Origin of the sequence: Pseudanabaena sp. 'Roaring Creek', assembly GCF_001402795.1 — a bacterium.
Classification (GTDB): domain Bacteria; phylum Cyanobacteriota; class Cyanobacteriia; order Pseudanabaenales; family Pseudanabaenaceae; genus Pseudanabaena.
This window is the reverse complement of sequence record NZ_LIRE01000304.1, coordinates 1-11968: the sequence shown is the minus strand read 5'-3', so window position 1 is coordinate 11968 and position 11968 is coordinate 1. Positions and strand designations below refer to the sequence as shown.

Here is an 11968-nt window from a genome sequence, read left to right as displayed (position 1 = left end):
TATAGATAATTCAAATAAAAACTACAGCTTCGACTTCGCTCAGCTAGCTTACACCGAGGGCTGAGCGAAGTCGAAGCCCGTCTACAAGTTATTTAAAACAACTATAAGGGTGTGACCAGAATTTGATGTAGTGATTTAGAGGGAGAAGCCATAGCGATTGATTTTATCCCAGATTTGAGTTTGTCCATAATGCCAAGAGGAGGGGTAAAGCTTTGCTGAGTGCTTTGCTAGACTCCCTACTTTCTTTGCCTCCCCGAAACACCTATTGAGCCAAAATTTCTTGCTCTGTTTTTGAGTGATTATGAGCTAGAGAGCGGCAAAATTAGACGACTGAGGATGCGATTGTCCTCTAACTGATAGAGGGATAGCTCTCCACCCGCCTCCAACATGAGACTCTGGCAAATGGCAAGATGCAATCCAGGAGGCTGATCGAGTAAGGAAGGCGAGAGGGGATCGATCGCTCTACCTTGATGCAACTCTTGCAGTAGGGAAGCATCGACGACCCCATAATCAGTAATTGAGAGTTCGAGGAGCTTTTCGTCAATCTGGCGACACCAGAGATCGATGCGGCCGCCAACATCCGATCGCCCACAGGCAAATAGGAGCAACTCATTTAAGATCATTTCCATTTTGGCAATATCACCACCGACGACGACATTAGCCTGATTATGTACCTGCGACCAGATTTGCCGTTGTTTTACTAGCGAGTCAACCCTCTCTAATGCCCGTTTGAGCATACCTGCCAAGGGAGCAGTCTCATAGTTAGGACGCAAACGCCACTGCTCTTTGCGGATAATCTGAGGTAATGGCAATAGCGATCCCTGCAAATGTTTGAGAGAGCTTTGGAGGGTAATGTTATTAATGCCTCCTGTACCATTTGCCCTAGCATCGCTATCTAAGAGCCGCTGTACGCCAGAACTAACCGTACGATAAATATCTTCAAGACGGCGGTGCTTATACCAATTGAGACGCTCTAGTTCTTGACGATTGTGCTTGAGATGATCGACTAGCAAGAGATGGCGGCGCGACCAAGACAGTTGATTTGCCAACATATTAAAAGCTTGCAGTTGGCGATCGACCCAACGCCGACCAACGCGATCGGCAACCAAAATCATTCCTGTGGGCTGATGTTCGGGCGTGGTGCGTAAAGCCGTTACCATCAAATGACCGAGAGCAGGGGGATTGAGCCAAGCCCTAGTCTGTTCGGGTAAATCATGGATGCTGAGCGGCAGAATTCCCTCACTCTGAATTGCCCATTGCGCGAGGGGATCTTCTTCGATCGCAATGATCGTTTCGCTAATAGTAAGTTGATATTCATCGCGACTGGCAAATACAGAAGCAATCTGTCCGCCTTGGCGACCAGGCAGCCATACCACCAATACCGCTAGGGGCGATTGGGTCACTTGAGCCATTAATTGGGTTGCCGTATGGTGCAGCTTATCAAGCGCTCCTGACTGCTGAAGCGCAACTAAGCCAAACTGGACGGCTTGATGCGACTTGAGTCTTTCATCGGATAGACGCTGTAACTCATTTTGGTGAACGATTAAGCCAATTTGTTGCGCAACCGCCTGTACCATCTCCCGCTCTGGACGCGACCAAGTGCGGGGTGCTTCGTGAGCTACCGCCAGAATTCCTTCCAAGGACTTCCCCATAGATGTACTGCTGACAATCATCGATCGCACATCAAGATCGAGTAGAGCCGTGCGCCATGACAGAAATTTAAAATCGCTATCGAGGTTTTCGACCGTTGCCGCATCGCTAGATTGCTCCAGCATCTGCACATCAACGGGAGCCAAGCCTGGAAAAAGTGTTGGGAGCGGGCGGCGGTTTTTGGGATGGTATTGGAAATCAATCCGATAGGTATCGTTATCTTTATCGTAGGTTGCAACCCAAAATCGCTCTAAACTCAAGCGTTGACATAACTGATCCGCAGCTTGATCGAGAGCGCTCTGCCAATCATTGTCTGAATATATAGCTCTAGCGATCCCTGCGGTCAAGATTTGATCGGAAGCAATCCGTTCGAGCGTGACTTCCATTTCTTCTAAGGGAGCGGTAATCGCCGCCAATTGAGCGGCTCCCCGCACAAAATTTTTCTCATCTTCCGACCAAAGACGAGATTCATCACCTTCGACGGACAAAAATCCTAATAGTTCGGATTGAAAAAATATCGGTGCAATAATGATCGAGGTCGCCCCAAATTGCTCCATGACGCGATTGCTGATTTCACCTCTGGTCATAGTTTTGGCATCAACTACCACCACGATCTGATCCTTCGATAAGGTCTGGTATAAGCCAGGGGCATTCTGTACAGTTACACCTGCCGTATTATCAACGGCTTGCTTGCTTTTAGGTCCTGCTTGTCGATTGGCAATCCGCCGCCAAAAATATTGATGCTCGCGTTCAAACCAATAAATATTGGTGTGATCGGGCATAACATAGCTATGGGTAGCTTGCACAATCTCCTCTAGTCGTTCGGTAAGGGCGGGCACATTCCGAATTTTAGACAGAATTTGTAATAACGGCTCATCAGGACGCTTAACATTGTGGTGATGCCACTCATAATCAAGGCGACTGAGGGTCGAACCAAGGGAACCCAACACGACTGAGAGCCTAGCCCTCTCCTCATTGCGCGGCGTAACATTCCATAGATTAGATCCCAGAATCACCACGCCAAAGCTGCGATCGCGATGGTAGATCGGCCAAATCAATGTTCCTTGAATGTCAAATTTTTGGGCTAATTTCTGCCATTCACCGCTGCGTTTTTCCTGTCGTAGATCGGCTATGGGTAGGGGCTTGCGCTGTAAAATCACCTGATCGAGCAGATCGCCTGCGTTAAGCGCAAACCGCTCCTTTAAAAATTTAATTTCACCCGCAGGAGTAATCCCACCTTTACCAGTCAATCGATGGTTTTCTGCATCGTATAGACCGATCCACAGCAGTTTATACTCGAAATTATCGCGGAGATAATCGAGGGTGGCACTTAGTAGATTGTCAATACTGTCTTCATCACGCAAGAACTGCATGATTCGCCCGAGATTAACAAATTGGCGATCCCATGGGTTAGCTCCTGCTTGACTCATATTTTTGCCCTGACGTTTTTTGACTTAGGTATGATTAGCGGCGTACCGTCGGAAAATTTTTCATCGATAATTTCAACCAATACTCTAAAGATCTTTAAGGATACTTTCTCAAGCTATTTTGTGAAATATGTATTGCTAAAGATATTTTAAAGAATATTCGTTGTAAATCCCACTGAAAATACTACTGAAAATACTATTTCATCATAAGCGTACAATCTTTGGTAGGGAAAGTCAGCAATACATCATACTTTTATACCATTCTTATCCGATTGCAAAATAAGTATCGTATTAGATAAATTGCTTATCTTTCTATTAACCACTCGATCGATCGCTCTCCTATTTGGAGCGGAATACTTACAGCTTTACCGAGACGGGGACGCTCTTTGGTGGTGGCGATAAATTTTTGTACCTGCTCAACGACATCCCAATCACTTAAATAGGAGGCGATCGCGTCGAGATGTTGCATAAATTCAGTTTCATCCATAGAAAATGACTGTTGTTCTTGATAGCGCCACATTACTTGCAAAAAGATTTTGCCTTGAGTTTTGCGTAATTGTACGTCATAGGAAAAGCCCCATTTATTGGCGATCGCCTGACGAAGTTCTGCGCCTGTCATAGTCTCTACTTTTTTTGCTGAATACATCTTACTCCCTTCCCTGCCCAAGAATCAGCGATATCAAGTGAATCATACCAAAGCTCAAAATGGCTATACCATTTTGAGCTTGGAAAACCCTGACTGGGTTTGGGTTTTAATTCACGAAAGTGTATTAAGACATAAACCCCAAGAATTGAGTGGCGACGCTTCGCGCCGCCACTCAATTCTTGGGGTTTATGTTATTTATGAATTATTTGCGGAAAAAAGATTAACGGCTTTGCCTAAATGACCTTGGGAGTCTTGGAGCAACTGTTCGGCGGAGGCAACATCGAGATTTTGCCAATGCATGATTAGAGCCAATTTAACCCGTTTACCCGATTGCTCTAATAGTATTGCCGCCTCCTCACGACTAAGACTGGTGAGATCGCGGATGATCCGAATAGCTCGATCTTCTAGTTTGCTATTGGTAACGGCAACATCGATCATGCGATTGCCATAAACCTTACCAAGCAACACCATGACACCTGTGGAAATGGTATTTAATACCAACTTTGTTGCCGTCCCTGCCTTGAGTCGAGTCGAACCTGCCAAGATTTCTGCACCGACTAGGGGACGGATCTCAATATCGTATTGCCTCGGAAATTGTTCGGGGGGGACGCAACAAAAAAAGATCGTTTTTGCCCCTCTTTTGGCGGCTTCCTTCAGCGCTCCGTGGACATAGGGCGTAGTTCCACCTGCGGTAATACCCATGACCACATCGCGATCGCAAATTTGTCTCTGGGCGATCGCCTCAGCCCCATCACCTTCGCGATCTTCAAGAGCCTCCGAGCTCCGTACCATGGCATTCATGCCACCCGCCAAGATCCCTTGAATCAGTTCGGGATCGCTACAAAAAGTGGGCGGACATTCAGCCGCATCCAGAACGCCGAGCCTGCCGCTCGTTCCAGCACCAACATAAAACAACCTGCCACCATTGGCGATCGCCGCCGCGATCGCTTCCATTGCTTGGGCGATCGCTTCTTTTTCTTGTCCGACAGCGGCAACTGCCTTAGCATCTTCTTGGTTAAACAGTTCGACAATTTCAATTGCCGTGAGCCGATCCAAATTTTGACTATGGGGGTTAGCTTGCTCTGTTAATAAATAACCGCGATCGCCGAGATAGTTATTTGGATCGTTATTTGAATCGTTATTTGAATCGTTATTTAGGGTGTTTTTGGCGCTACTCACTGACCGAACTCAACTCTTGCTTTTTCGACAATTTCTGCGGTAATCGTATCACTACCCGATGCTTGGGCGAGTTGTTCGATGCGCTGGCGAGCCTGAGAGCGCACAAAGTAGGGAATATTTTTATACTTGACTTTTGCTTCGACAGTCCAAGTTAACCCTTCGTCATAATCAGAATTTGGCATGGTTTTCTTCTGCTTAGTTATTGGTTAATACCAAATCACAAAATGGCGTAGCCATTTTGTGATTTGAAAACCCTCACTGGGTTTGGTTTTCAATTTCCAAAAGTGTAGCCACACTTTTGGAAATTGGTATAAGTAGTTCGGCATAATTAAAAATCAAAACCAGAGAGCATACCGCCCGCTGCACGAGCGGTATGCTCTTCTAGGTTTTAAGTTTACTTAGCTACTTATTATTTAGATTAGTTAGCGATCGCTAGTATGCCATCACCTTTCTCATCAGCAAAATTTGCTTTGCGTAGGTTTACAATTCTTAGATTTACAATCCTCTAATTGACTCGCGATTACTTGGGCTAGATTTTCAGAACCACCCTTTGCGCCAACTCTTTCTAATCCATTGCGTTGGCAACGCTCTAAATATTCGCGATCGCCAATGGTGCGTTTCACGCATTGGGCCGCTTCGTGCAAGATTTGGGGGGTAGCTGCTTCCTTGCCAATGGTTTGTACTGACAAGCCCAATAAACGTTCCTGAGCCTCGGCAAAGCGATAGGAAAATTGAGGACCCTTACCTATAATCTGGACAACAGGTTTACCCAACCCGACCGCTTGCTCGACAGCGGTTCCTGCCATACCGATCGCCAGATCGCATTGCTGCAAAATATCGGCAAAAGCATCGCTAAAACAAACAACGACGATATCTAGATCGGGCTGATACAGTTTGCCATCGCTATATTGCCAGCCCACTAAAGAAGCAATTTCAGGTAGTTGCGGCATGAGACTAGGGACAAGAGCCGCCCGAAACTGGACAGGATTAGGGGCAAATTCTCGGACAATCGCCTCGCACAATCGCAATTGTAATGCCAGATTTTCCGCTGCCTCAGGCAAGCGACTGCCCGCCAACAAGGCGATCGTCGGCGCGGCAATTAAATGTAAATCTTTGCCCGTAGGTTCCAACACATCCATAATCGGATAGCCCACAAAACAAGTATTTGGATAACCCCTTTGTCGGATCAGTTCCGCGCTGTAGGCATCGCGAGTCAAGATTTGTCGGCATCGCGGCGATCGCATGATCAGAGCTTGTAGCAAATTAGGAATATAGCGATTCTCGTAAAAACCCGATGATGAGACTAAAAATATGGCATAGGGTAAACCTGTCAAATAGGCAAAAATAGCAGGAAGCACATCACCAGTAGCAAAAACAAAATCGCAAGTTTGACTACATGCACGCGCTGCCTTAATTTGCTGCCAAGTAAGCCCGATCAATCCCGATTGAAAGTCCTCGATTTGCTTTTGCCAACTCATATAGGCAAATCCACCCGATGGTAAAGCCTTGGTTGGGGTGGCGATCGCTACCCCTGCACGACGATAAGCATTTCCCTCTCCCACCAGTGGCAAAGCGATCGTCTCTAGATGGGAATATTTGCTTCGCAAAGCTTTCAAGACTTCACAAGCATTCAGATCTTCGCCATGACCATTACTAATAAATAAAACTCTTTTTGGAACTCTTTCTTGCGGTGATTGGGGCATATCGTAAAATATATTCGTAAAATATATTAAGGCTATTAAGGCAATCAGATCTTACTCAAAAGTTAGAGGTATGGCGATGATGCAAACACTTGTTGACTGCGATCGCATGAGCTTTGAAGAATTTATCGAGTGGTATCCAGAAAATGGTAAACGCTATGAGCTATACAGAGGGGTTGTTAGAGAGATGATGCCCACAGGTACACATGAAGATACTAGCGGTTTTTTTGTTGCCGACTTAAATTTCGAGATTCGTCGATGTAATTTACCACTCTCGATTCCGAGAAGTTGTCTATTGAAGCCAGAGATGGCAGATACAGGTTTTATCCCTGATGTGGTGGTACTAGATCGACGGGAATTGGTAAATGAACCTCTATGGCAAAAGGCTTCAGTAATTCAAAATGGTAAAACTGTACCTTTGGTCATTGAGGTTGTCAGTACGAACTGGAGCGATGATTATGCAATCAAACTAGCAGCATATGAAACAATGGGAATTGCGGAATATTGGATTGTTGACTATCGGGCTTTGGGTGCAGTTCGGTATATTGGCAAGCCCAAACAGCCAACAGTGACAGTTTGCAAATTAATTGAAGGGGAGTATCAGTTGTCTTTGTTTACCGCTGGAAAGCGGATTGAATCAGATGTTTTTCCTGAATTAAATTTGATGACTGATGCAATTTTTCAAATAGCTTAAGAGCCCAAAGAGAAAGGCGGCGCGATGCGCTGCCTTTCTCTTTGGGGTTCACGAAAGTGTGACAGCACTTTTGTGAATTGATATAAACCCCAGTAAGGGTTTGAAAAACCAAAAATGATGTAGCCATTTTTAGTTTTACTTGGAGAGATATAAATCGTACAATTTTGCGGTTTTTTCGAGCATGATTTCGTTAGAGAAGAGTTGGCGATAACGCTCATAACCTTTTTTGGCAAAGCGATCGCGGAGGTGGCGATCGCTAATTAATTCCCTTAACTTTGCGGCTAATTGCTCAGGATCGCGAGGATTGACAATAAACCCAGTTTCGCGATCGCTGACCTGCTCAGCGATACCGCCCACACAAGTACCTACCACTGGTTTACCCTGAGACATTGCTTCCGCACAGGCAAGACTGCAAGCTTCTTGAAGGGAAGGTAATACGAAAATATCGAATAATTGCATCAGATTGGGTAAATCGTTGAGATACCCAGTAAAAATGACGCGATCGCCAATTCCTAGATCCTGAGCTTCTTGTTTTAAAGATGCCTCCAAATCACCATTACCAGCAATTACTAAACGCAAATCTTGATTCCTGTCTTGCGCTCCCTGTTCGCGAGATGATTGGTTGGAATTCAGGATTGCAAAGGCTTGGATTAAGTAAGTTAACCCTTTTGCCTCATCCAGCCGAGCCGCAGTACCGAGAATGATTTGATGGGAGGGATCGAGATGAAATTTTTGACAGAGTTCCAAGGATTTATCAATATCGAGAATGGGTTCTTTAACGCCGTTATAAATTAAATGGAGTTTATTTTTATCTAGTCCTAATTCGAGGAGAAGGTTATACTCCGCTTCGCAAACGCTAATCACGCGATCGGCACACCAGTTACTAAACCAGCATGATGTCTGATAGCTAAATTTCGTCCCACTCCCGTGGTAACCATGTACCGTAAAGACGATCGGAATTTTACCGACGATCCAGCGCACTGCCAACATTAATTCATGGGCTCCATGAATGTGGATTAGATCGATCGCTTGTTCTTTTTGAATTTCTTGAATTCCAGAAATCAATTCAGGTAAGCCCTTAAAAAAATTAATCTCCCATTTTGTATATTCTCGTTGCAAAATTGGCAAGGCTCTAAATTGAGGTGCACCTTTCCCATCGGGGGCTAGTAGGGATATTTTGTAGCGATCGCGCAATCCTTCAATCAGGCTAAGGGCTTGTTTTTCTGTGCCTCCTTGGTTTAGGTAAGGCAAAATAAATAGAATATGTTTTTGCATTATTAAAATTATAGTGACGTTCGCGATAATTAGTTCGGGATTGGGGCTTACATCCATCAACTTTTGAGATTTCCAAAATGGCAACGCCATTTTGGAAATTGGTATTAATTCAGGCTTAGAGGCATTTCGAGGGCATGGGCAAGCAGAAACTCCCGATCACTTAATACTTCTCTAGTTTCGCCGTTATAAACGATTTTGCCTTCACTCAATACGACGGTGCGATCGCAAAGATCTAATACCAAATCCAGATCGTGGGTGGCGATTAATTGCGTTTCAGGCAAGGTTTGCAAGAGTTGAATTAACTGGCGGCGCGATCGTGGATCGAGTTGAGCCGATGGCTCATCAAACACTAAAACTTGGGGTTGCATTGCCAAAACTCCAGCGATCGCCACCCGTTTTTTTTCGCCCCCTGAAAGGTTTTGCGATGGCCGCTCTCGATATTTAGCGAGATCTAGCCCCACCGCTACTAAAGCTTCGGCAACTCTAATTTCTAGATCTCTCCCCCGCAAACCCTGATTCATCGGACCAAAGGCGACATCTTCCCATACCGTTGGCATAAATAGCTGATCGTCGGGATTTTGGAAGACGACACCAACAAAGTTCCGAATTGCCACTAAGTTACAAGGTAGGACAGGCATTTCTCCGATCACAATTACTCCTTGCTGCGGCATCAGAATGCCATTGAGATGCAACAGTAAGGTCGATTTGCCCGAACCATTTGCTCCCACGATCGCAACTTTTTCCGTTGCTTTAATTTGGAGATCGATCCCTTGCAAAGCCTGAATTCCATCAGGATAGACATAACTGAGGTTTTCAATGGAAATAGGATTGTGATGCATTATGAATCAATTATGTTTACAATTTTTTTAATTGTAAGTAAGTGGGCTTAATTAAATATAAAGCCCTAAAAGCTGCGGCACACGCTGAGACTGCACCGCAGCTTTTAGCTCTGGATTTTAATAATAAATTATCAAACCCCGTAAAGTTGCGCTCCGTTGGAGCGCAACTTTACGGGGTTTGGTTTGTAATTAATTATGCCCAGATGCTTATTTGTAGCTGTCGCCAAGTGTACTAGGACATAAAACCCAAGAATTAATTGGCGGCGCTTCGCGCCGCCAATTAATTCTTGGGTTTTATGTCCTAATTCAAGTGACTGTAACTATACTTATTTACTTACTTGCCCCAATAGGATGATCAACCCCATGCAAACCAAAGCCCAACGATCGCGCCAGCCCCCATCGGTTGAAGTGATGATCACGGGTATCCCTTGGTAGCCTCTTGCCAACATTGATTGATAGATACGATCGCCGCGATCGTAGGTACGCACAAATAATACGCCGAGCATATTACCTAATACCTGACGCTGCCAAGGGCGATCGGGACGATGGCGATGGTAAAGATTGCGGGTTGAGAAATTACGAGCCGTAGCAGCGCGGCGCATTGCTTTAAACTCATTACTCAAAACGCTGATATAGCGATACATTGAAGAGAGGATACTGACTAAAAGCGGCGGCATTTTTAGGATTACTAAAGCTTGTAGCAACGAGGGAATAGAAATGCTGAGGGTGAGAATATTCAGCAGAAGCAACGATAAAAATGCTTTGATACTTACGCTTCCTAATATCACCAAACCCTTCACGGTAATCTGCAACCATCCCCATTGCCAAAGGATATCACCGCCGCTCCGAAATAGAGTTCCAATTAGGATCGCGCTGATAAATACCGACTCGATCGCCATGCGTTTGACGAGTATGCCTAAATTAACTTTACTCCAATAGAGAATCGGTAAAGTCGCAATTCCATAGATCGCCCAAGTCCACCATCGACCGATCGGCGTGAGCGCGATCGCAAAGACTAAGAGAAATATACAAAGCAAGCGCGTACGAACAGCTAGACTATTCCACATATTTAGGCGATCGCTAGATGATGGTGACGGGCGATCGCTTACTTCGATGAGAGGGATATGTAACAGCATGGTTGAACAGCATGGTTTAGGCGCTAGAGATGGTGCTAAGTAAGAGGGCTTAATTAAATATCAAACCCTAAAACCTGTGGCGCACGCGCAGCGTGCGCCACAGGTTTTAGATCTGGATTTTAATTATGCTGGGGTACTTATAGCAATGAAAGTTTTGCTTAGAAATAAAACTCAAAAGATGAGTGGCGGCACTCCGCGCCGCCACTCATCTTTTGAGTTTTAGATTTATTCCTTTTATTCCTTAGGAGCGGAGTTTCGTACCGTTAGCTTACCGATTCCCCATGCAAGACCAAATACTACTAACGTGCCTGTGACACCTGCTAGAGCGGTGGATACCTTTTCGTCAGCAATAGCTTTAAAGGAATAATCTGAAAAAATTTGAGAAAATGGAAGTTGCTTAGCTGGGGGGACGGCAGCGGCTTTTTCTTCAAATTTTAAATCCTTGGAAACGCGATCTAGTCCATCGGGATCTTTGCTAGCAAAAGGAGATAGAAATGCGGCAATACTTAAAGCTAAGGCTAATCCTGCAAATACAACAATACGATTTTTATTCATTTTCTTTACTTGGCTTGAGCTTTGGACTTCTATAATCAATCATCAATTTTACTGATGGCAGCATTTGGAGAGTCGTAGATTAAATCAGGACGAGTACGCCAGAGAAAACTGGTTATCGCTAGAGTAATGAATGCTTCGCCAATACCAATCATGAAATGCCACGATAGCATCGCCGATAGCGCTAAAGCTAAAGGGATGGTATCTGATAGAGCCAACTCCAATGCACAAACCGTCGCCGCTACCACAACACTAGTCCATGAAGCGATCGCCGTGCCAAAACTCATCCCTAGCCAAGTATTGTGACCGACTAAAGCCCGAACCGCCCGATAGAGGTAATAACCAGCAAAAGTTCCAATTAAGCCCATGTTTGTGATGTTTGCGCCTAATGCGGTCAACCCACCATCCTGAAACATGACGGATTGCACGATAAAAACGACCGACATCACCAGCGAACCCGCCCAAGGACCTAGTAGAATCCCTGCTAGAGTGCCACCTAGCAGATGCCCAGAGGTTCCACCCACAATCGGGAAATTAACCATTTGCGTGGCAAAAATAAAAGCAGCACAAACTCCCATTAACGGAACTGTCCGTTCTTTGTATTCCGATTGCACTCGATTTAGGGAGATGGCAATTAAGGCGATCGCGATCGCGCCAGTGGCTAAGCTGACAGGGAAACTAAGGTAGCCATCGGGAATATGCATGGCTAAATGTATTGGGAATGCAAACATCTTCACCTCAAAAGTTTCTTGAATATTATATTACAGTGCTTTGCGCTGAAACCCAAACCAAGAAGAATTTTGAAAGCGTTGCTTCGCAACGCTTTCAAAATTCTTCTTGGGGTTCGTTCGATCGGTAATTGCTGTAATT

11 protein-coding genes are annotated in these 11968 nt (G+C 45.1%); 1 reads left to right on the top strand and 10 read right to left on the bottom strand.

The window, feature by feature from the left end:
• Positions 1-299 precede the first annotated feature (299 nt).
• The 5 genes from AC805_RS10590 to AC805_RS10570 all read right to left on the bottom strand — a co-directional run bounded on the left by AC805_RS10590 (position 300) and on the right by AC805_RS10570 (position 6605).
• Positions 300-3080: a GAF domain-containing protein gene (locus AC805_RS10590; RefSeq protein WP_009626768.1), complete on the bottom strand. Its 2781-nt coding sequence runs from the start codon at positions 3078-3080 to the stop codon at positions 300-302.
• Between the two features lie 301 nt (positions 3081-3381).
• Positions 3382-3696 carry a DUF3067 family protein gene (locus AC805_RS10585; protein WP_055075409.1) on the bottom strand — a complete coding sequence of 105 codons (315 nt, stop codon included), beginning with the start codon at positions 3694-3696 and terminating at the stop codon, positions 3382-3384.
• A 222-nt stretch (positions 3697-3918) separates the two neighbouring features.
• Positions 3919-4902, bottom strand: a complete 984-nt coding sequence (murQ, locus tag AC805_RS10580; protein WP_055075406.1) for an N-acetylmuramic acid 6-phosphate etherase — start codon at positions 4900-4902, stop codon at positions 3919-3921.
• Positions 4899-5084 (bottom strand): PCP reductase family protein, encoded by a 186-nt coding sequence (locus AC805_RS10575; RefSeq protein WP_055075405.1) that lies wholly within the window; start codon positions 5082-5084, stop codon positions 4899-4901. The genes murQ and AC805_RS10575 overlap by 4 nt, the downstream gene beginning before the upstream one ends.
• A 273-nt stretch (positions 5085-5357) precedes the next feature.
• Entirely contained in the window at positions 5358-6605 is a 1248-nt protein-coding gene (locus AC805_RS10570) for a lipid-A-disaccharide synthase-related protein (protein WP_055075404.1), read from the bottom strand.
• A gap of 76 nt (positions 6606-6681) precedes the next feature.
• On the opposite strand from AC805_RS10570, the gene AC805_RS10565 reads away from it, so the two are divergent.
• The gene (locus AC805_RS10565; protein WP_156341380.1) at positions 6682-7296 is read left to right on the top strand and encodes a Uma2 family endonuclease; all 615 of its coding nucleotides are present in this window, start codon (positions 6682-6684) and stop codon (positions 7294-7296) included.
• A gap of 135 nt (positions 7297-7431) precedes the next feature.
• On the opposite strand, the gene AC805_RS10560 is transcribed toward AC805_RS10565, so the two are convergent.
• The 5 genes from AC805_RS10560 to AC805_RS10540 all read right to left on the bottom strand — a co-directional run bounded on the left by AC805_RS10560 (position 7432) and on the right by AC805_RS10540 (position 11829).
• Positions 7432-8661 carry a glycosyltransferase family 4 protein gene (locus AC805_RS10560; RefSeq protein WP_231662623.1) on the bottom strand — a complete coding sequence of 410 codons (1230 nt, stop codon included), beginning with the start codon at positions 8659-8661 and terminating at the stop codon, positions 7432-7434.
• Positions 8662-8675: 14 nt separating this feature from the next.
• Complete coding sequence (locus AC805_RS10555; protein ID WP_055075403.1) at positions 8676-9410, bottom strand: energy-coupling factor ABC transporter ATP-binding protein; 735 nt, start codon at positions 9408-9410, stop codon at positions 8676-8678.
• A gap of 326 nt (positions 9411-9736) precedes the next feature.
• Positions 9737-10546, bottom strand: a complete 810-nt coding sequence (gene cbiQ, locus AC805_RS10550) for a cobalt ECF transporter T component CbiQ (protein WP_055075402.1) — start codon at positions 10544-10546, stop codon at positions 9737-9739.
• A 234-nt stretch (positions 10547-10780) separates the two neighbouring features.
• Positions 10781-11101 carry a PDGLE domain-containing protein gene (locus AC805_RS10545; RefSeq protein WP_055075401.1) on the bottom strand — a complete coding sequence of 107 codons (321 nt, stop codon included), beginning with the start codon at positions 11099-11101 and terminating at the stop codon, positions 10781-10783.
• Positions 11102-11136: 35 nt separating this feature from the next.
• A complete protein-coding gene (locus AC805_RS10540; protein WP_055075400.1) occupies positions 11137-11829 on the bottom strand; it encodes an energy-coupling factor ABC transporter permease in 693 nt (230 codons plus the stop codon).
• Positions 11830-11968: the final 139 nt, after the last annotated feature.